General features: G+C 51.0%; 19 protein-coding genes and 4 tRNA genes. 19 read left to right on the top strand and 4 right to left on the bottom strand.

Annotation, left to right across the window (positions count from 1 at the left end; all coding sequences use genetic code 11):
- Positions 1-27 precede the first annotated feature (27 nt).
- The 18 genes from NST96_RS14865 to NST96_RS14780 all read left to right on the top strand — a co-directional run bounded on the left by NST96_RS14865 (position 28) and on the right by NST96_RS14780 (position 14069).
- Entirely contained in the window at positions 28-228 is a 201-nt protein-coding gene (locus NST96_RS14865; protein WP_003385619.1) for a hypothetical protein, read from the top strand.
- Positions 229-634: 406 nt separating this feature from the next.
- Positions 635-1390 carry a 2-phosphosulfolactate phosphatase gene (locus NST96_RS14860; RefSeq protein WP_031932011.1) on the top strand — a complete coding sequence of 252 codons (756 nt, stop codon included), beginning with the start codon at positions 635-637 and terminating at the stop codon, positions 1388-1390.
- A gap of 130 nt (positions 1391-1520) precedes the next feature.
- Positions 1521-1679: a YycC family protein gene (locus NST96_RS14855; RefSeq protein WP_003385617.1), complete on the top strand. Its 159-nt coding sequence runs from the start codon at positions 1521-1523 to the stop codon at positions 1677-1679.
- Positions 1680-1936: 257 nt separating this feature from the next.
- Positions 1937-2503 (top strand): thioredoxin family protein, encoded by a 567-nt coding sequence (locus NST96_RS14850; protein WP_003385616.1) that lies wholly within the window; start codon positions 1937-1939, stop codon positions 2501-2503.
- 178 nt (positions 2504-2681) lie between these two features.
- A complete protein-coding gene (locus tag NST96_RS14845) occupies positions 2682-2996 on the top strand; it encodes a hypothetical protein (protein ID WP_024984085.1) in 315 nt (104 codons plus the stop codon).
- A gap of 102 nt (positions 2997-3098) precedes the next feature.
- Positions 3099-3174 (top strand) — tRNA-Thr (locus tag NST96_RS14840).
- A gap of 6 nt (positions 3175-3180) precedes the next feature.
- Positions 3181-3265: transfer RNA gene (locus tag NST96_RS14835), tRNA-Tyr, on the top strand.
- Between the two features lie 25 nt (positions 3266-3290).
- Positions 3291-3377 (top strand) — tRNA-Leu (locus tag NST96_RS14830).
- 171 nt (positions 3378-3548) lie between these two features.
- Positions 3549-4037, top strand: a complete 489-nt coding sequence (locus NST96_RS14825; protein WP_003385614.1) for a MarR family transcriptional regulator — start codon at positions 3549-3551, stop codon at positions 4035-4037.
- Between the two features lie 152 nt (positions 4038-4189).
- Entirely contained in the window at positions 4190-5128 is a 939-nt protein-coding gene (locus NST96_RS14820; protein ID WP_216621129.1) for an ABC transporter permease, read from the top strand.
- On the top strand, positions 5121-5945 hold the full coding sequence (locus tag NST96_RS14815) for an ABC transporter permease subunit (RefSeq protein WP_003385611.1): 825 nt from the start codon (positions 5121-5123) through the stop codon (positions 5943-5945). The genes NST96_RS14820 and NST96_RS14815 overlap by 8 nt, the downstream gene beginning before the upstream one ends.
- Positions 5942-6766, top strand: coding sequence for an ABC transporter ATP-binding protein (locus NST96_RS14810; protein ID WP_342404157.1), 825 nt, complete (start codon positions 5942-5944; stop codon positions 6764-6766). The genes NST96_RS14815 and NST96_RS14810 overlap by 4 nt, the downstream gene beginning before the upstream one ends.
- Positions 6732-8315 (top strand): ABC transporter substrate-binding protein, encoded by a 1584-nt coding sequence (locus NST96_RS14805; RefSeq protein WP_327986013.1) that lies wholly within the window; start codon positions 6732-6734, stop codon positions 8313-8315. Before NST96_RS14810 ends, NST96_RS14805 begins: the two co-directional genes overlap by 35 nt.
- Before the next feature lie 151 nt (positions 8316-8466).
- On the top strand, positions 8467-10257 hold the full coding sequence (locus NST96_RS14800) for an ABC transporter ATP-binding protein (protein ID WP_031932006.1): 1791 nt from the start codon (positions 8467-8469) through the stop codon (positions 10255-10257).
- Positions 10258-10523: 266 nt separating this feature from the next.
- On the top strand, positions 10524-12284 hold the full coding sequence (locus NST96_RS14795; RefSeq protein ID WP_342404156.1) for an ABC transporter ATP-binding protein: 1761 nt from the start codon (positions 10524-10526) through the stop codon (positions 12282-12284).
- A gap of 196 nt (positions 12285-12480) precedes the next feature.
- Positions 12481-12807 (top strand): inorganic diphosphatase, encoded by a 327-nt coding sequence (locus NST96_RS14790; protein WP_003385603.1) that lies wholly within the window; start codon positions 12481-12483, stop codon positions 12805-12807.
- A 392-nt stretch (positions 12808-13199) separates the two neighbouring features.
- Positions 13200-13273: transfer RNA gene (locus NST96_RS14785), tRNA-Gly, on the top strand.
- A gap of 397 nt (positions 13274-13670) precedes the next feature.
- Positions 13671-14069: a hypothetical protein gene (locus NST96_RS14780; RefSeq protein WP_172920479.1), complete on the top strand. Its 399-nt coding sequence runs from the start codon at positions 13671-13673 to the stop codon at positions 14067-14069.
- Between the two features lie 322 nt (positions 14070-14391).
- Here NST96_RS14780 and NST96_RS14775 read toward each other — a convergent pair whose 3' ends face one another.
- Both NST96_RS14775 and NST96_RS14770 read right to left on the bottom strand, forming a co-directional pair.
- Positions 14392-15300 (bottom strand): EamA family transporter, encoded by a 909-nt coding sequence (locus tag NST96_RS14775; RefSeq protein WP_003385600.1) that lies wholly within the window; start codon positions 15298-15300, stop codon positions 14392-14394.
- A 448-nt stretch (positions 15301-15748) separates the two neighbouring features.
- On the bottom strand, positions 15749-17128 hold the full coding sequence (locus tag NST96_RS14770) for a PLP-dependent aminotransferase family protein (protein ID WP_342404155.1): 1380 nt from the start codon (positions 17126-17128) through the stop codon (positions 15749-15751).
- A gap of 130 nt (positions 17129-17258) precedes the next feature.
- On the opposite strand from NST96_RS14770, the gene NST96_RS14765 reads away from it, so the two are divergent.
- Positions 17259-17774, top strand: a complete 516-nt coding sequence (locus tag NST96_RS14765; protein WP_342406541.1) for an FMN-binding negative transcriptional regulator — start codon at positions 17259-17261, stop codon at positions 17772-17774.
- On the opposite strand, the gene istB is transcribed toward NST96_RS14765, so the two are convergent.
- Positions 17719-18447: an IS21-like element helper ATPase IstB gene (istB, locus tag NST96_RS14760; protein ID WP_023555238.1), complete on the bottom strand. Its 729-nt coding sequence runs from the start codon at positions 18445-18447 to the stop codon at positions 17719-17721. The genes NST96_RS14765 and istB overlap by 56 nt on opposite strands.
- Complete coding sequence (istA, locus tag NST96_RS14755; protein ID WP_023555239.1) at positions 18444-19949, bottom strand: IS21 family transposase; 1506 nt, start codon at positions 19947-19949, stop codon at positions 18444-18446. The genes istB and istA overlap by 4 nt, the downstream gene beginning before the upstream one ends.
- Positions 19950-19969: the final 20 nt, after the last annotated feature.

Below are 19969 nucleotides of genomic sequence, written 5' to 3'. Positions count from 1 at the left end.
CGGACATGAGGCAGAGGAGGGATAGAGGTGTCCAAGCCAAAGAAGGGGAGAGGAAAGAAGGATTCCAAACAGCATCCCAATCAAGTGAATTTAAAGATTGTGACTTCCGGGACCTGCATGGTCTGCAAGGAGCCATGTACACGCGGTATGGAGTATGTAGAGAAGATGGCGCAGCCGGGAGCCGTTGGTTTTGGAGTGCCGTGTATTTTGACCAGGCCCCGTGCCTGATACGAGATCAGTTCCAGAGAAGGGAAACAGAAGTGTGAGGTCGGGGTAATCGCCTGCTTAAAGCTGTCAGGGCCGGGATTATCCCTTTATTTTTTGGTTTGGATATGTTTATTCGTTTGCTTATCAAGATTTTCATAACTGTATGGACTGAAGGAGGTTGACACGCCAAGTGCAATTCTAAGTGGAAAACGAGGAAACAGGGAAGCAGAGTAGAGAACAGAGAAGAATATTCCATAATAATAAAAAAGGGATACCCGATTTGGACATCTCTTAAATGATGGTAATATATGGAAGTTGCGTTTTGGAATCTATTATAAATTCTAATAAATATTGGATAAAAAGTCTATTTCTTTTTTTGGCACTATCAGATAATGACAGTAAGTCGAATCCAAAAAGGGTGCAAATCATGTTTGATCAAGAGCCATTTCTGGTAAAAGTGGAATGGGGAAAACGCGGGGCACGAGAAGCTGCCGAACGGGGGGATATTGCGATTGTCGTCGATGTTCTCAGCTTTTCTTCGACAATCGTTACTGCCATCCATCATCATGCGATTGTTTATCCATACCCCCCGCCGATTAATGAACAGGCTGCCGCCTATGCAGACGAGATCGGGGCAGAATTGCTGCTGGGAAGAGCAGAAGCGGCGAGAGCTGGAAGACCCTCTTTGTCCCCGGTATCGTTTGGGCCCAGGGATGCAGAGAAAAAATATGTCCTATGCTCACTCAATGGAGCTGCTTGTTCCCGGCTTGCTGCCGGTGCCTCTGCCCTATTGGTCGGCAGTCTGTTGAATGCGACTGCTGCTGCTAAGTATGCGAATAGCCTTCAAAGAAAGACGGGAGCGTCCATCACTGTCGTTCCATGCGGAGAGTATTGGCAAGGCGGACGAGACGGCGAAAATGATCTTCGGCCAGGGATCGAGGATTATTTAGGAGCTGGTGCGATCATATCCGGTTTGGCGGGGAGTAAATCTCCGGAGGCCCTGGTCTGTGAGGGAGCATTTCGCGAGGGCAGGAACCGCATCGCAGATTTAATCTGGGATTGTGGCAGCGGGCGAGAGCTGCGTGAAAAGGGCTTTGCCGAAGACGTTCGCCACTGTGCCCGTCTGGATATGTATCAGGAGGTTCCCATTTTGGACCGGAACCACTTTCGAGATGCTCTTTAATGAAATGTAGTATGGATCATGGAAGACATCGCATCACCGACCTTGCGCGCGGCTCATACCGCGTATCTGGCAAGGCAAGCAGTGCTGTATTATACTAGGTGTACATAACGATGAAGGGAAGTGGTTGTCCATGAGACCACTCGCGATTTCGCCGGAAACGGCTGTGAAGCTGGCGGAAGCATTGCAGGTTCCTTTGGAGCGCCTGATGCACATGCCGCAACATATCTTGCTGCAAAAAATGATGGAGCTGGCAAAAGAAGAAGCGGAGAAAAAAGAGGCCGGGGAGTAAGGAGCTTTCCCTTTGATCTTCCACGAGCAAAGAGGCTTTATCAAAGAAGCTTCTCTTCGTACGACGTTCTCATGCAGATCCAACGCAGCATTTTCCTTTGCCTGCAACCGCCCGTCGATCGAGATGCTGTTGTACCGACAAACATACTCGCCATTGCGGTATCTGCAGCAATCCTCCCGATGTGCAAGCAGGCAAAGGATTTTCATAGGTCCTGGTGAATCATACCTACATAAGAACAAAAATTTGGAGGGGATCATATGGCAGTAAATGTAGCGCATAAATACGGAACTGGTGTAAAACCGCAGGATTTCATCCAGGGAATGACAAAAAATCAGGAAGCGTTCAACGATTGGTTCGAGAAGTTTGCTTGGGCCAGCGAGGAAGACCGCGAGTTTTTCGCATCGCTTCGCCATCGTGACGATCTGCGTTGCCTGATCATCGCAGCCGATTGGTGCGGCGATGTGGTTCGCAATGTGCCGGTTGTGCTCCGGGCTTTGGAAGAAACAGAAATCCCTACAGAAATCATGGTGATGGAAGACCACCTCGACCTCATGGATGAATTCCTCACCATGGGAGGCCGCGCGATTCCTGTCGTCATCTTTGCAGATACTGGCGGACATGTTCTCGCCAAATGGGGCCCGCGCCCGCAGCATGTGCAAGCAGTGATGACTGCTTTTAAACAACAGAATCCGGACCGGAATGCACCCGACTACGAGGAAAAGATTAAAGTCGCTCGTGCCGAGATGCTCGCCCAGTACGGAGAGGGCACCGGCTACCAGCAGGTGATCGTAAAAGAACTGCGGGACGTACTATCGGCTATTTAATTGCAGACAAGGAGCTGGAGCACCACCCGAGACCAGCCGAGATCCAGGGAAGCAGTTCGCTACGCCGGATTCGGGAGAGTGCTCATGTTGACAGAAAATCGGCTGTAAATAGAAGCAGGGATGGGAGCGCGGCTCAACGGTTCGCTCCTGTCCGCTTCTTTTGGAAGGAATGAAAAGCTTGCATTACTACGGAAATGAGACCATCATGTCATTGGAGCAGGTTCTGCGCCTTCGTCCAAATGAAGTCCGGATATTGGAATGGGTTCGTACATACGAGTTTCTTGAAAATCAGTATGGCCTCGATGATGCCGTCCCTCATTTTTTAGAGATAAAATGTGAGGCAGATGCAGTTAGGATCAGACGAAACAGAATCACCGATTTTCCCGAATACATTTGCGAAGAAGAGAAGACGTTTCCTGATGTGGAACAGGCCCTTGCTCTCTTTCATGAGTGGGCAAAGCAAATATTGGATCAGGTAGGGAACGACAAGTAAGAGGGTCTGAAGAAATTGAGTATGTATTGACAATATTAATTCTATTATGTTAGAGTTAAAAGCGTCGATTCGTTTTTCATAAAAGGAAAAACATCGATGTATGCCGGTGTAGCTCAATTGGTAGAGCACCTGACTTGTAATCAGGGGGTTGTGGGTTCAAGTCCTATCGCCGGCACCATTTTTCGGGGAGATAGCGAAGTGGCTAAACGCGGCAGACTGTAAATCTGCTCCCTATGGGTTCGGCGGTTCGAATCCGTCTCTCCCCACCATCTTTTCTGTCAGTTTATAATTCGAGCCGGTGTGGCGGAATTGGCAGACGCGACGGACTCAAAATCCGTTTCCAGCAATGGAGTGGGGGTTCAAGTCCCTTCACCGGCACCATCATAGAGCGACGATATTCTTCGGGTCGAGGCACCTGAAGAATTTTTTTTATGTGGACCATCAGTCCCAACGATTTGCAGACTCTGCGGTCGGTACATCATGGGCATATTTCCTTTTGTTGACAACAGCTCTATAGCTGCTATATACTTTTTTCTTGAGGTGGTAATCAGCATGGACATGAATGAGTTGCGCCAAACTCAACTCAGTTATTACTTTTTGGATGCAGTAACAGCATATATGGATTTCGAGAAGACCACCCATTTTTTAAGAACAAAGGATGGCAAACAAATTTATTATGCGGAAATCCATACCGTATCGGCGATTAAAGAAAACGAAGGGATACATATTACCGCGCTGGCTGAAAAGCTCGGTGTGACCCTTGGTGCTGTGTCCCAGATTCTGATCAAGCTGGAAAAGAAAGGATTGATCAAAAAAGAAAGAGACCCTCGCAACCAGTCTCGATTTCTGCTCACGCTCACTTGCGAAGGGGAAATCGCGCATTTGAACCATCTGAGGTTTCACGAAGCGTTTGATGATCTGGTTTACAGCGTTTTGGAGGGAAAATCCGAGGAGCAGGTACGGTTTTTGAAACAATGTTTGATCGACCTGGCGGCAAAACTGCAGACCGCAACTGAGGAAGAGAAGAAGAAGCAAAAATGAGAAAAATTTTTACATAAAGACTATAGTACCTATAGACATTCAAATTGTGAATTCCACCAGAAATGGTGGAATAAAAAACAACATTAATTGAGAATGATTATCTTGTTCATTCAAGAAACTTGCCGAAACGAGGTGAACATGCCGTGGTGTCCATGATTCGAAGGAGATTGACCGGGCTTGCAGTGGTACTGTTCGGGGTAACCCTCCTCTCTTTCCTGCTGGCCAGCATCTCGCCGGTCGATCCGGCCGAAGCGTATGCGCTCCGGGTCACCCAGCAGCCGACGCCCGAACAGATTGCCGCCATTCGCGTAGAGCTGGGCCTTCATCTGCCGTTACATCAGCAGTATTTCCGTTGGGTCGGCAATCTTCTGCAAGGAGATTTGGGCATCTCTTATTTGACGAAAAAGCCAGTCCTCTCCGACATTGCCGAAAAATTGCCCGTGACGCTGCAACTGGTTGGGCTCGCCCTCGTGTGGGTCGCGTTGGTTACGGTTCCGATCGGCATTCTGACTGCCTTGAAGCCGGGAACTCTATTCGATCAAGCAGTCCGATGGGCGACCATCCTCGGCATCTCACTGCCGAGCTTTTGGCTCGGATTTCTCCTGCTGCTGCTGTTCACTTTGATCCTCCCTGTGTTCCAGGTGGTGAATACGGGCACGCTCGGCAGTCTGATTCTCCCTTCGCTTACGCTGGCGGTACCGGCGGCGTCCGCCTTTATCCGCCTGTTCCGTGCGACACTGTTGTCCAATTTGAATAAAGATTATGTCGTTTACGCCAGAGCAAGAGGAATCCGCCAGAGCCGGATTGTGTGGGTACATGTGGTCAAAAACTCGTTACCGCCACTCATTACGCTCTTTTGTCAATACGTCGGGCTGCTGGTCACCGGCAGCGCGGTCGTCGAGAGTCTATTCTCGCTGCCAGGCATCGGCATGCATCTGGTTAATGCCAGCATGGCCCGCGATTTGCCGACCGTCAACGGATGCGTGCTTGTCATCGCGCTCATCTTCGTTTTGACCCGAACGGCGGCGGAACTGATCAATGCGCGACTGAACCCGAAGCTGACGGACAAGGAGGAAAGGCTGTATGGGTAAAGCGATCCTGAACAACAAACAGGCCCTTGCCGGCCTTGCGCTGATCGCCATCGTCTCGATCATGGCTGTGCTCGCTCCTGTCATGGCACCCAACGATCCGAACAAGATTGATGTGATGAGCAGGTTTCTGGCTCCCAGCGCCCAATACCCGCTCGGGACCGATCAGTTGGGCCGGTGCGTGCTCTCCCGGCTGCTGTACGGAGCGATCTACTCACTCGGTATTGCCGTGCCGACACTGTTTGTGCTGGGCGGCATCGGGGCGGCGCTTGGAACGGCAGCGGCCTATATCGGCGGGAGATGGGAACGCGGCTTTTTGGTTGTGTGCGATATTGTAATGGCGTTTCCTTCTCTCGTTCTCATGCTGGCGCTGATTGGCTCGCTCGGGCAAGGGCTCGTGAGCATTGTCGCGGCGACCGTCAGCACCATGTGGGCGTGGTTCGCCAAAGTAGTCTGGTCGTACGCCAGCCTGGAAAAAGGCAAGGACTACATTGTCGCTTCCTGTATCGCTGGATGCAGCGGCTGGCGAATCGTGTTTGGCCACATCATGCCCAACCTGCTGCCGCAATTTGCGGTATACCTGAGTACCGGCATCGCCGGGTTCATCCTGATGGTGTCCGGCCTATCGTTTCTTGGGCTCGGCTTCGAAGCAGGGACGCCGGAGTGGGGGGCGATGCTCAGCGAGGCGAAAGCGCATTTCTTTTCCCATCCGACGCTGGTCGTCTATCCCGGCTTGTGTATCTTGCTCGCGGCGGCCGGGTTCAACCTGTTCGGCGAGGCGCTCCGGGACATTCTCTCTCCTGAGGAGGCAAGCGAATGAGCGAATTGTTGCAAGTCGAAAGCCTGTGCATCGGGCTGAAGCAAACGGGCAAGCCCATCGTCAAGCAAGTGAGTTTCGCACTTCGCAAAGGGGCCGCGCTGGCCGTTGTCGGGGAGAGCGGCAGTGGGAAGACGCTGACTTGCAAGGCAATCATGCGGTTGCTTCATGATCGTACATTTACTGTTTCCGGGAGCATCCGCTATCGCGGACAAGAGCTGCTTGCGGCAAGCGAGCGGGATATGCGAGCGCTGCGAGGCAACCGGATTGCGATGATCGTGCAGCATCCGATGATGGCGTTTGATCCGACCGCCACCATCGGCACTCAAATCACGGAGACGATCATGGCCCACCGCTGTATAAGCAAAAGGGACGCTTACTCGTCCGGTGTCCGGGCGCTGGAGCGGATGAATCTGCCCCGCTGCGAGCAACTGATGAACAGCTATCCGTCCGAATTGAGCGGCGGCATGCTGCAACGGATCGTCATCGCCCTGGCAATCATTCACGAGCCGGACGTAATTATTGCCGACGAGCCGACGACCGCTCTGGACGTCCGCAATCAAAGCATGGTCCTGCAGGAACTCAAACAGTTGAAGCAAAGCGGAATCGGGCTGCTGCTCGTCACCCACGACTTCGGCGTCGCCGCGGGTCTGGCGGACGAGATGCTCGTCATGCGGGAAGGGGAGGTGATCGAGCGCGGTACGGTACATGACGTCTTTGCAGCACCCAGAGAAGCATACACAAAGGAGCTTTTGGAGGCCAGAATACTCATGAGGAAGGAAGACCGACATGATCGAGATGAGGGATGTATCCAAACAGTATAGGGGCAAAGGCAGCCGTGGGCGTTCAGTTACGTTCGATGCAGTCAAGCAGGTCTCCCTCACACTTCGTTCGGATGTTCGTTACGCGTTAGTCGGCGAGAGCGGCAGCGGCAAAAGCACGCTTGCCCGACTGTTAATGGCGATCGATCCACCGACGAGCGGAGAGATTTTGTTTGATGGTGCCAGCGTATGGGAGATGCACCCACGGGAGCTTCGCAAGAAACGGGCAGAGTATCAGATGGTGCTGCAAAACGCGAGCGGCTCCCTCGATCCTCGGCGCAGCGTGTACGATTCGATCGCTGAGCCGATCCGCTGCCTAACGAACCTGGACCGGAGCGAAGAGCGCGAGAAAGTGCTGGCGCTGGCCGAACGGATGAAGCTGTCAGCGGCGCAGTTGGAGCGGCTGCCCCACGAACTAAGCGGCGGCCAGCTCAAGCGTGTCTGCATGGCGAGAGCAATGAGCGTGTCGCCGAATGCCTTTCATGAGGATGGTTCCGTCAAGGACACGCTAAAAACTGTCACGCTCGGTACCGGCCCCTACATGTACAGGGGCGACAGGGACGGCAATATCTATACCTTCGTCCGAAACCCCCACTATTGGGGAGAGCCTCCCGAGGTTGAGCGGTTCCATGTGAAAGTGATTCCCGATAATCACGCCAGGCTGCTTGCTTTTCGCAACGGGGAGGTAGATCTCCTCGTGGGGACCCGCCAAATATCTTTTGACGGATTCAATGAGATGAAGGCTGCCGGGTATGGCGCGCTCGTCTCGGAGGGAGAAGCGAATTATACCCGTTTTCTTGCCTTCGATGTATCCAAAGCGCCATTCGACGACTTGAATGTGCGGCTCGCAGTCAGCTATGCCATTGACAAAATGAGTATTGTTCAAAATATCTTTGCGGGGATTGAAACGAGAGCGGACAGCATTTTGGACCCCGCGTTGCCTTACTGCGACGTCCAACTGGTCCCGCGTATTTACGACAGGCAACAAGCAATAGCGCTGCTGGAAAATGCGGGTTGGGTGGATGCAGATGGCGATGGCGTACGGGAAAAAGACGGCGTTATGCTAAAGGGTGAGATTTTGTATATAAAAGGCGACCCCATGATTGACGATTTGATCCTCGTGCTGGCCGCGCAACTGAAAGAAATCGGCATGGAGATGAAAGGAAACGGCATGGAGAAGATGGCGTTTCATGCCGAGTACGCTAAAGGGGTGGCGATTACCCTTTATCAGACGTACGGCAATCCATGGGACCCGCATACCACGATCTCCAATATGAAACCCGATCTGAAGAACGACTATCCGGCCGCTCAGGCGCTCGCTCTTGTGAAAAACGGAAATGACATCATTCAACGGCTGAACGTCACGACGGATGAAAAGGAAATCCGGAAAACCTATCACTTTGTTTTAAGCGAAATTCACGACAAAGCGACTTTGCTTCCCATTTCCTACACGCGGGAGTTGGCACTGCATAACACCGATAAAATAAAAGGATATACGTTCTACGCCGGGCAGCCGTCCCATTTCAATGTTGCGGGGATCAAGTTAAAGTGAATTTTTTTACCCCTGGCCTATAGCTGCTATAGACTTTTAGGGGTACTCGTCTTCTCTATGGCCAGCCGAGCAGGAAGGTAACAGGCATAGCTGCACACGGCATCAGCCGGCAAAGCTATTCCTTATTTTGATATCCAATGAGGTGAATACAATGGTTGAACGAGATGGGGTAAAACATTCGGCCCACATAGAAGAACAGCACATGATCGGCTTCGGGGCACTCGCCCGGCTGTTGCGTCCAGTACGTCTGCATCTAATCGGCTGCGCCCTGCTCTCAGCGCTCGGGGCAGCGGCCGGACTCGCCCCTTATATCGCCGTCGCGGAGATCGCGCGCCACGTGCTCGTCGCCGCCAGTGCTGCAGACGCAGCCAGGGAAGTCTGGATGTGGGTGGGCATCGGAGCGGCCGGCGCAGCGCTCAGGCTCGTGCTCGTTTTCCTGTCATCGCGACTCGGCCACTATGCAGACGCCGAAACGTTGCACGACATCCGCAAGCGGCTCGTCCGCCATCTGGGTGTAGTGCCGCTTGGCTGGTTTCGGGCAACTGGCTCCGGTGCCATCAAGAAGGCGATGACGACCGATCTGGAAGTGATGCATCAGCTAATCGCCCATGCTCTCGGTGAAATGATCGGCGCTGTCGTAGCAATGACGGTCGGTTTCGCCTATTTGGCGATAATTGATTGGCGGATGACGCTGATCACGGCCGCCGTTCTCGCCGTGATGGCCACTTCCTTTCGCATCGCGATGCGTTCGATCACGACGCATATGGCCCGTCTGCAGGCGGCGGAAGAGCGCATCAGCGCCGCCGGTGTCGAATATGCCGATGGGATCACGGTCGTAAAAACGTTCGGTACGGGAGGGCGCATTCTGCAGCGTTTCGCCGAAGCCGTTCGCGATCATACCGAGGCGATGAGCGCGTGGGTGTCGGAGACCCGGTACAGCTCTGCTGTCTCCCGGCTGTTTTCTTCCGAAATGTCGGTACTGGCCGTGGTGATGGCAGCCGGTCTTGGTTTTGTCGCTAAGGATCAGCTCGCAGTCGCTGACTTGTTGCCCTTCCTGATCGTCGGTATTGGGTTGCCAACGTCGATCACCCCGGCGATTCACGGCTCACAAGGTTTGCGCCAGGGACGGATGGCGGCCAGCCATATCGAGCAGCTGCTGTCGCTTCAAGCGCTGTCCGAAGCGGAGCAGCCGCAGAAGCCGCGGGATCATCGCATCGAATTCGACCGTGTCTCCTTCTCTTACGACGGCAAGACCAACGCGCTTTCAGACATAAGTGCAGTATGCGAGCCCGGGACCGTAACCGCAATCGTAGGTCCTTCGGGTGCCGGGAAGACGACGATCGCGAGCCTGCTGCCGCGCTTTTACGACGTCACCGACGGCGCGATCCGCATCGGCGGCATTGACATCCGGTCCATCCCGACGCCGGAGCTGCTAAAGTTGATGTCGCTCGTATTCCAGGACGTCGTGCTGCTGAGGGACACGGTTAGGGAAAACATCCGCATTGGCCGCCCTGACGCTACGGACGAGGAGGTTCGTCGTGCCGCTGTCGCCGCCCAGATCCATCACGTGATTGAACAGCTTCCGAACGGTTACGATACGGTTTTGGGTGCTGGCACAGGCGGGCTGTCTGGCGGCGAGCGGCAGCGGTTGACGATTGCAAGGGCGATTCTGTCCGGTGCGCCGATCGTCATTTTGGACGAAGCCACGGCTTCGCTTGACCCGGACAGCGAAGCGGCCGTTCAGGACGCGTTGGCCGAGCTCGCCACCGGCAAAACCGTGATCGTCATCGCACACCGGCTGCACACAATCCGAAACGCCGACCAAATTCTCGTTCTGAACGATGGGCGGCTAACCGAACACGGAACCCATGAGGAACTGCTCGCCCACAAGGGGCTGTATGCCCGCATGTGGAAAGCTCAACAGCAGGGAGAATCTGTATGAGTCGCAGCGTCGGCTCCGACAAACTCCGGCACGGCACCGGCATCAGCTGAGTTGACGCCGTTCGGCTCACGCAGGCTGCCAGCGTTGCAGCGAGAGATCAGTTGCATCGGGGTGGCTGGCCTCGCCGGAGCCTTCGTACACAAGGCTGAATGACTGACTGCCTATCTGCCTGCAAACGAATGAACAAAAACAAACCTAGCCCAACGGATAAACGTGCCAGGAAGCCATGCCTTCACATGTTAAACCTTGTAAAAAGGAGAATGTCTATGATTCCTATGATCCGCAACCTGTATCGGTTATGGCCGGACCCGAAGCTGCTTTTGCGTCTCGGTTCGTTGCAAGTGATTCTGGCAGTATTGCAGGGAGTGCTGCTCGGCATGCTCGTTCCGATCTTGCGGGCGCTGCTGCGCCCGGAGCCGGACTTCGCCGCTGCTGGGCCGTGGCTATTCGCGGGCGGAATCGGCCTTGCCGTCTATGCTGTGCTCACCGTCATCGCCACGCCATTCGGCTTCGCCGCCAGTATGGAGCTCGCCGCTGAGCTCAGACACCATCTGATGCGGCACGTGACAACTCTCCCTCTCGGATGGTTCACGGCCGACCGCAAAGCCCGCCTCGCCCGGGCGGTCACCGCTGACGTCAACACGATCTCTCACCTGACCGTTACGATTGGATTCCCGGCGATCGTTTCCGTCCTTGTGCCGGCTACCGTCATCGTGGTCACGTTTGCGGTCGACTGGCGGATGGCGCTGCTGTTTCTCGCCATTGCCCCCATCGCTTTCCTGACCTTGCGGCGTGCCGGGCACATTGCCAGCATCGCCGAGGTTGAGCTGGAGGAGGCAGCCACGGAGATTGCCGGGCGGCCCATCGAGCTCGGGCAAGCGCAGACGGTGCTGCGAGCGGCCGGTCACGGTACGACCGGTACCGCCCGGCTGCGTGAGGCGCTAGAAGAGCATCGCCGAACCTACCGCCGCGGTTTGCGTCGCTCCATGGTGCCAGATCTGACATTCACCGCCGTTGTAATGATCGGGTTCGCGGCCGTGCTTGCGCTAGGAGCTTGGCTGCTGCTGGAACGATCGCTTCCCATCCCGGATGCGGTCGTGCTGTTCGTGCTGGCCGTCCGCTTTCTGGAGCCGATCGGCAATCTGATTGAACTGATTGGAGCTCTCCGCGCGATGGACAACTCGATCGGGCGCGTTCAGGCGATTCTGCACACCCGTCCGCTTCCGAAAGCACCAAAGCCTGTAACTCGTCTGGAGAATGCTGGCATCGAATTTGAAAGCGTAACCTATCATTATGAGCAGGAAACCGGCAAGGCGCCAGCCTTGTCCGATGTATCATTCCGTTGTCTCCCCGGAACGATGACAGCACTCGTTGGGCCGTCGGGCTCCGGCAAGACGACCGTCATCCGGCTCATCGCCCGATTCTTCGACGTCGACAAAGGCAGCGTACGCATCGGCGGCGTCGACGTCCGAAGCCTGAATGAAGAAGTGTTGATGAGTGATGTCGCTATCGTGTTCCAGGACGTGTATTTGTTCGACACGACGATTGAGGAAAACGTCCGGCTTGCCAAGCCGGACGCCACGGATGAGGAGCTTGCCGCCGCCGCGCGCGCTGCCCGCCTCGACGACGTCATCGCCCGTCTCCCGCAAGGCTGGCGCTCGCGTGTCGGCGAGGGAGGCGCCCAACTGTCCGGGGGTGAGCGGCAGCGGGTGTCTATTGCCCGGGCGTTCCTGAAGCGTGCACGGATCGTGCTGATCGACGAGGCGAGCTCCGCGCTTGATCCAGAGAACGAGATCGCGGTTAGCCAAGCGATCGCCAATCTGGCCGGCGATCCCGACCGGACAGTCATCGTTATCGCTCATCGTCCGTCGACGCTAGCCGCCGCCGATCAAGTTATCGTACTCGATGCGGGCCGTGTCGCCGAAATCGGGAAGCCGGAGGAACTCCGCCAGGGAGAGGGAATTTTTGCCCGTCTGTTCGACCAATACGAGCGCGCCCGGAGCTGGCACATCGTCAAACGGGCATAGTGCGGGCCGCCGGTACGAATCGATCATGGAAGGGACTCATGCCGTTAGAAGGGGAAAGGTTTCTCTCGATGAAGAACCAAGCATACAATATATCTCAAGGATGATTTGATTCAGAGCGCCTTTTCAAATTGATGACCGAAATAATGCCTGCTACAAAGCGTTTACACAATAGTTCACTTGGCGAAGGGAGAAAGCAATGGTATCAGATTACCTCCATAAACAGGTAAAAGTGAAAATAGACAGACCGTTAGGTTCGAAACATCCCAGACATCACTTCATCTACCTTCTCAATTACGGATATATTCCCGGCACAATCTCGGGGGATGGCATGGAGATAGATGCCTATGTCCTGGGTGAGTTTGAACCGCTGGAAACTTATGAAGGAAAAGTAATCGCAGTCGTTATTAGACATGATGATGTAGAAGATAAACTTGTTGTATCTAACAAGCATTATACCAGTGAACAGATTCGCGCATTGATTGAGTTCCAAGAACGATTCTTTCAAATCAATATCATCATGTAAAGCTCGGTGAAATACGTCCGTTGCGTGTACGAACCGTATTTCCAGCCACTGATGTTTTGATCCGCTTTTGATGGCATCTGTCTATGCCAAAGTCGACCACACGGCCCGTCTTCCCGAATGATTCCACCCTCAGCTTCCGCTTGTTCATCGGATTTCTGGGACATGTACAAAATGCATTTCGAATCTCTCAAACGCTTCTGAACCCTGCAAAAAACAGAAGAACCTGCGAAATGGCCTTGGTTTCCAAGGTTTTTCGCAGGTTCTTAACATGTTTTCTTGACTTCATTTTCACGTGTGTTATAATAATATTCGCAAAACGAAATTCCTTTCTAGCTAGGGAGAGGGCGTACTTCCCTTCACCGGCACCATTCGTTGCGGATGTTTGGATACCTGCGGGTGTAGTTCAATGGTAGAACTCTAGCTTCCCAAGCTAGCGGCGTGGGTTCGATTCCCATCACCCGCTCCATAGAATCAGATTGTAAAAACCTTGAGAAATCAAGGTTTTTTTCTTTTTGATTCTTTAGGTTGAAGGGGGGAGGGATGCTATTTAGTGGCATATGGTGAGTGATTCTCCCCTCAAAGATAGCGAACTTTCTCGTTAACTCAAAAAGCCGTGTGAATACAACATACAACCAACGCCAAAAAAAGCGGTTGCCTAGTAAATAGCTCGTTCCTTATCTGAGAACAGGCTGGTTATATGGACAAGAACCTGTGATATGAAAAGTAAAACCGATTTTTTTGTCATTGTGTGCTATACACAGTTGTGGTCCAACATTTTGTGTTTAAGATCATATACCAATTGAAGTGGTTATAAAGGTTGCGTATAATGTAATTGATTCTTATTATTGGGGGAATTTGTAAAAGTGAATTTGGAACAAAAAGTCTTCCGACTAATTATTCCGTCAATCTTCTCTGTATATATAGTTGGCAGCTCAATGCTTGAAGGGTTTCTTTATTTTGTTATTGTTGACGATGTGAATCAAGGTTTCATTCCGTGGAAAGATTTTTGGGGCGTTTCAAAACTGACTGCAATTCGGTTCCTTGTAATGGCAGTGGTGATATTTATCATGTACCGACTTGGAAGCAGAACGTTGTTTATCTTGCTGTTTAGCATTGCTCTTTTTGAATTTATAGTATTTCTTGGGGCAAATCACTTTATCTTTTACCCGCCTTTAGTATCCAATCTCTTAATAACGATGATTTGTGGACTCATTATAAAAAAGGATAAAGGGTGTTTAGTTCCAAAGGGAGGATCAAACTAAAAAGTTTGGATATGAAATAACAAAATCCTAACCACAAACATAACCATCCCGTCTTCCCCTTGTGAAAAGTGAGACGGGATATTTATATTTATAGTATGAATCATTTTGTCTATAAAGTAAAAAAGTCAGCTATATGGATTACTCTAGCTAGATTAATTGATGCTCGGAAACATGGACTGTACGATTTGAATTATTTTTTCAGCTAGTTTTACCGTCAATAGTAGTTTCATTCGTTTTAAACCTAACTCGGATCAAAGAACAACAGCGGCAATCCAGGACGAGAAAAGAAAGTCCTAGAATGCCGTTATTTCTGTCTGTACTGCTATTCCATGAACACAGTTTTGGTTTCTTTCTGAGGTTTATCGTCGCGAATGACTAGTAGCAGCCCAATAAAAATAAATACTGTGCCCATCCAAAAAGACAAACCAATCTGTTCGCCAAGTAATACCCAACCTAAAAAAGTACCCACTATCGGCTGTAAAAAGAAAAATAATCCGCCACTGGAAGCATTAAGCTTTTGCAAGCCTCGATTCCACAACAAAAAGCCACACGCTGTAGAAATGACCCCCAAATATAGCAAGCCACCCCAAATAGAAGGCTGCATAATCGCTTGAAAATCAAGCTTAGTCAATCTCCCAAGTGTAAAAGGCGTTAGAAGGGCAATGGCTACAAGGATACTGTAGCTTGTTACGACAATTTGCGAATATTGCCCTGGTACGCGCTTTACAAGGACAGACATAAGTGACCACGTTAGTGCTGCGATAATCAGAGATACGCCACCCAACTGATTTGAGGTATCGATTTGAGCAGTTCCGACAATTACACAGACACCAGTGGTTGCCAAAACAATAGAAATGGCTTTCTTTGCAGTAATTTTTTCTTTGAGGATCATTCTTGCAAACAGGACCATAAATGCAGGTGTCGTTGATGTAATAATGGCTCCCATTTGCGCAGAGGAGAGCATCGTTCCGACCTCTTGCGTAACGATAGAAATCGTATTTCCAATGAAACCAATCAAAATGATTAATGGCCAGTCACGTTTTGCGACACGCCATGATTGTTTTGTCAGGGCTCCGATAATGAGTAGTGCTAAAAGAGCAATTACATAGCGAAGCCATACTAATTCAAGTGGTGGTACAATATCGACCACAACTTTAACGACAACATACATTCCGCCCCAAATACTAGCAGCGAGTGATAAATATAAAGAACCAAGTATGGTATTTTTCATATTGTTGACCTCCGTTTTATAGACACTATTTATGTCCTTAACGGAGACGTAATTATTCTTCCGTTAAGGGAGAATAATTACAGGTACATCATTCTCAAAAAGTGGTGAATACAACATCGGCTTTCATCTCCTTTCAGTGATGTATCTTATTCTACAACAAAATAGCTTTATCAGGTCACAAAATTTATCAACCGACCCATAAATCAGAGTATAAAAACCTTGAGAAATCAAGCTTTAATTGTCTCTTCATAGCAGGTGGGGGTGATAGAATGCCGCTCGTCTTATCTCTATTATTCAACTATCGAACCCGTTCGTTCACTGATGAGTACTTTTTGTGCAAAAGTAGATTATGTTCAACAAAAATAAAAATTCAGTCTGATCCCGCGCAGTTTTTTAAGCCGATCTACCAGTAAGAAGGCGTTCTTAAGTGGCAAATGTGTAATGTATTTTATAACCAAGCCTTTTTTAAGAGCTCCACACCAAGCTGGATTTCTTCACAGGACAAATTGCTGAAACCAAGTTTAATCATCGGTTTATCGGTTTTGTTTTTAATGAAGTAGAGTGAAGTAGGATAAACTTTAACCCCCTGCATGGATGCTTGTTGAATGAGCCATTCCTCTGAACGCTCCAAGTGTACTTTGACTAATACGTACAAGCCAGACTGCTCGCCAATAATCGATAGATTTTGCTCGAAATGATTCCTTAACTCAAAAACCAACTGCTGCATTTTTCGTTTGTAAACAAGACGCATGCGTTTAATATGGCGAGTCCATTCCCCTTCTTCCATAAATTTTGCCATAGCAAATTGGCTAAGTAGGGAAGTAGTGCTCTCGAAATGTTTGAATTGCTTTTTGTAACCGTGTAAAAGTGGCTCTGGCAACACCATGTAAGTTAAGCGAATTCCGGGAAGAAAGCACTTTGAGAAATTTCCAAGATAAATCACTCTCGTTGAGTCGATGGATGCGAGAGCGGGGAATGGTTGCTGGGTATAGCGAAATTCACTGTCGTAATCGTCTTCGATGATATAGCCTTGCTTCTTGTTTGCCCAATGGATGAGGGCGTGCCTTTGCTGAATGGGCATGCTTACCCCGTATGGACTGTGATGGGACGGCGCCACATAAATTAACCGTGATGTCAAATATTCCAGGTGTGAAAAATCAGCACCTGACTCGTAAACGGGCAGTGTTTCAAGCGTAAAACCGTTTGCTCGAAAAGCTTCTCTGGCGCCATCATAGCCAGGATCCTCCACAATGATGCTGGAAAAATCACGTTTCAGGACAAGACCGAGATACACGAGCATTTGCCCGGTACTGCTTCCGATAATGATAGCATCTGGATCTGTTCTCACCCCACGAGACTGGAGTATATAGGCTGCGATTTGTTCACGCAGGCACATTTCGCCAAAAGGTTCCCCGTATCGAAAGCTGTCCTTTTCCGTTAATACTTGGTTCGAGATCCTTCTCCACGTTTTTAAAGGGAAGTGCGCTTGATCGACGACGCCTGCCCGGAAATCTACGCGAACGGGTGGGGCCGGTTCGGTTTGCTTATGATTGGAAGAACTGCGAGCTTCCTGAAATAAAAGGGGCTCCAACTCATTTACAAAATAACCTTTACGGCCCTCTCCACGAATATACCCTTCAGCAACAAGCTGTTCATATGCCATTAATGTTGTATTGCGGCTCACATGCAGGGAATCCGCAAGCTGGCGAATGGAGGGCAATGGCTCATTCGCCTTCAGGTCGCCTTGTTCAATGAATGATTTAAATTTCTCGTAGATTTGTTTGTATTTCGGAGAGTTATCTTGAAAGGAAAAAATGGCGTTTTTCATTTTCATCCCTCTGACATGTATATTTGTTTGTTATTGTATCTTTTTTTATGTCAGCTCGCATCATACGATATCTTTGTCACGATTTTTACTGCCAATTTTCCGAGTCATTCTATTGCGAGCTGAAAGGATGATGAATGTGTATATTCCTAAGCAATATCGGATGAATCATGATGAGGCCGTTCAAATGATGAAGTCCTACCCGTTTGCCTTATTGATTACGGTTGATGAACAGCGCCCGTTGGCTACACACATCCCTTTGGAAATTCGTGAAGAGGAAGGGAAAATTTATGCGACCGGGCACATTGCTTACGGAAACATCCAGAAGAAAACATTGGACCATAACCGTGATGTGTTGCTTATTTTCCAAGGACCGCACGCTTACATTTCGTCAAGCTGGTATGAGAGAGAAGAGGTTCCTACATGGGACTATCTCGCTGTACATGCGTATGGAACATCGCGTGTGCTTGAGAAGGATGAGCTGAAATCGGCTTTGGACTCTATGCTGAAACGCTATTGTATTTTGCAACTCAAAAATGCAGAGTTTGGCGGCCAATTTATGCAGAACACTGCCAACATCAATACAAAAGAATTTAGGAAGACTTCATGCTGGATAGAGCATGGCGCAGTCGGTAGCTTTCTCCGGTAAACGCCAGAATATGGGCGTGGTGGACGAGGCGATCCACAAGGGCTGCCGTCAATCGCGTATCTCCAAACACCGTATTCCACTGCCCAAACTCCAAATTCGACGTCACAATCACACTGTTTCTCTCATAGCAGGCCGAGATAACATGAAACAACAGCTCAGCCCCCGTTTGGTGAAAGGGAACAAACCCAACCTCGTCCAAAATCAACAACTCACAGTCTGCCAGTTCTTTTTGAAACCGCATCAGTGCCCCATTCGCGTGTTTTTCCTGCAAGAGCGCAACCAGATCGGGAACACGGAAGAATCGAACGGCATATCCCCTTCGGCACGCCTCTACGCCAAGCGCTGTTGCCAGATGGGTCTTCCCCGTGCCCACTTTTCCCAGCATCAGCACATTTTCCTTGCGCTCCAAAAAACGTAGGTCGATCAATCCCTCCTTTGTACATGTTTCCGGTAAGGTGACTGCCTCAAAAGCGTAATCTTCCAGTGTCTTCAGTTGGGGAAACGCGGCTTTCTTTATCAGTCGCTTCAGCTTTGTCTCCTCCCGCCGTTGAATCTCCATCCGCAAGACTCCCAGCAAGAAGCTCTCCCGATCTTCAAACGGCACCTGTTCATAGGTTTCCATCACATGCGCCAAATGCAAAGTTTTGCACACCTTTGCCAGCTCTTCTCTCATTCCACCCTCACCCCCAGGATCCGGTCGTACTCATCCAGTATGGGTATCTGCCCGTGAAGGGCAGGGGGTGTATGCGACTCTGAAAACGGTTCCGGGCGGAAAACAGGGTGTTTTATCGCGTAAAGGGCATGCTCCAAGGCAACAGCCAGATGCTCTTGCTGATGCGACAATTCTCCCAGTACTTGCCCGATTTCCTTCAACGTATAGGTGTCGAGCAATCGATGGAGCAGGCGAATTCGTGCTTTTCGTGCATTCATGTCTTCCACCGTCAAAAACGTTTGGAGCGCCTGAGGCATCATATTGGTAAAGGAAGAATACATCACCGCCCGCGGGCGTTTTTCATATCTCTTCAATACCGCCTTCCAATCTACTGGAATGACTTTCTCCGTATAGGGACGAGGCAATGTCACAATCGGGGTGTATGTCCCGTCTGCCGTTAACACCTCCAGCACATCCCACTTGACTTTCACCAAAACCGGCTGCATGGCCCGACACTGCGGCAACGGGAAGAGAGCCGCGTCAAACGACAGCTCAGCGTATTTGTTCAGGTGGCACGTCTCCAGCCGGAAAATCTCCAGCGGTGTCGTCGGCAGCGTCAGCAGCTTGCATTTTTCTTGCTTCCACAACTCGGCAATGGTTTGCTTTTTCACATAGTGAGGGCGCTGCATATCCGCACGGGCAGCTTCCGCCAAATACGTCTCCAGTTGTTCCGGCGTATCGATAACCGGTGGCGGAACACACCAGTTCCGGCGTCCATACCCCACTTTGTTTTCCACATGGCCTTTCTCATGGCCGCTGTATGGATTGCAAAACAGGGGCTCAAAGCGGTAATGGGCGCAGAAACGCCGAAACGCTTCCGTACACTCTCGTTTTCCGCCTTGCTGGATGGACACAACAGCAGCGGACAAGTTGTCAAACCAAATCTTGCGAGGAACCCCTCCCATTTGCTGAAATAGCCGCCCTAAGGCCTCCAGAAAGCATTCCGTGTTTTCTTTCGGAACCGGGAACACAAAGGCGGCATTGCTGTACGGAAACGACAGGGTCAATACTTTCCGCTCCACCAGTTCTCCCGACTTGACCACGTACACCGTCCCAAAGTCAGCCTGGGCTTCCCCGCCTGGATGCTCCAAACGCTCAAAATGTTCGGCTCGTTCGGCTGCCATGGCTTTCTTCCGTTTGGAGACATATTCGGATACCGTTCGCTGCCCGCCAGGGAAGCCGTACTCATCCCGTAACCGCTGAAACATGCGGACGGCTGTATGGCGTTGCTTGCGTGGAAGACGCTCATCATCCTCCAGCCATGTGTCAATAATCTCTAAGTACGGTCCCAACACCGGATGGCGGCCTTTTCGCTTGCATACCGGTTCATTCCAATCGTCGCGATCCGCATATTTCTTGGCGGTTCGCCAATTCACCTGGACACGTTCCGCAATTTCCTGAATCGAACACCCTTCGACTTCCCGCAAAAATCGGATATACTGTTGTTGTGGCACTTTCAACATTCCTCTCACTCCCTCAGATT

Source organism: Brevibacillus sp. FSL K6-2834 (genome assembly GCF_038592925.1).
Classification (GTDB): domain Bacteria; phylum Bacillota; class Bacilli; order Brevibacillales; family Brevibacillaceae; genus Brevibacillus; species Brevibacillus borstelensis.
This window is presented reverse-complemented; position numbering and strand designations above follow the sequence as displayed.

Excerpts from the sequence above, each read along its gene's own strand:
- NST96_RS14800 (WP_031932006.1), top strand. The coding sequence starts at position 8,467 with ATGGTTGAACGAGATGGGGTAAAACATTCGGCCCACATAGAAGAACAG.
- NST96_RS14850 (WP_003385616.1), top strand. The coding sequence starts at position 1,937 with ATGGCAGTAAATGTAGCGCATAAATACGGAACTGGTGTAAAACCGCAG.
- NST96_RS14810 (WP_342404157.1), top strand. The coding sequence starts at position 5,942 with ATGAGCGAATTGTTGCAAGTCGAAAGCCTGTGCATCGGGCTGAAGCAA.
- NST96_RS14775 (WP_003385600.1), bottom strand. The coding sequence starts at position 15,300 with ATGAAAAATACCATACTTGGTTCTTTATATTTATCACTCGCTGCTAGT.
- NST96_RS14860 (WP_031932011.1), top strand. The coding sequence starts at position 635 with ATGTTTGATCAAGAGCCATTTCTGGTAAAAGTGGAATGGGGAAAACGC.
- NST96_RS14825 (WP_003385614.1), top strand. The coding sequence starts at position 3,549 with ATGGACATGAATGAGTTGCGCCAAACTCAACTCAGTTATTACTTTTTG.
- istB (WP_023555238.1), bottom strand. The coding sequence starts at position 18,447 with ATGAGAGAAGAGCTGGCAAAGGTGTGCAAAACTTTGCATTTGGCGCAT.
- NST96_RS14805 (WP_327986013.1), top strand. The coding sequence starts at position 6,732 with ATGATCGAGATGAGGGATGTATCCAAACAGTATAGGGGCAAAGGCAGC.
- NST96_RS14855 (WP_003385617.1), top strand. The coding sequence starts at position 1,521 with ATGAGACCACTCGCGATTTCGCCGGAAACGGCTGTGAAGCTGGCGGAA.
- NST96_RS14790 (WP_003385603.1), top strand. The coding sequence starts at position 12,481 with ATGGTATCAGATTACCTCCATAAACAGGTAAAAGTGAAAATAGACAGA.
- NST96_RS14770 (WP_342404155.1), bottom strand. The coding sequence starts at position 17,128 with ATGAAAAACGCCATTTTTTCCTTTCAAGATAACTCTCCGAAATACAAA.
- istA (WP_023555239.1), bottom strand. The coding sequence starts at position 19,949 with ATGTTGAAAGTGCCACAACAACAGTATATCCGATTTTTGCGGGAAGTC.
- NST96_RS14795 (WP_342404156.1), top strand. The coding sequence starts at position 10,524 with ATGATTCCTATGATCCGCAACCTGTATCGGTTATGGCCGGACCCGAAG.
- NST96_RS14765 (WP_342406541.1), top strand. The coding sequence starts at position 17,259 with ATGAATGTGTATATTCCTAAGCAATATCGGATGAATCATGATGAGGCC.
- NST96_RS14815 (WP_003385611.1), top strand. The coding sequence starts at position 5,121 with ATGGGTAAAGCGATCCTGAACAACAAACAGGCCCTTGCCGGCCTTGCG.
- NST96_RS14820 (WP_216621129.1), top strand. The coding sequence starts at position 4,190 with ATGATTCGAAGGAGATTGACCGGGCTTGCAGTGGTACTGTTCGGGGTA.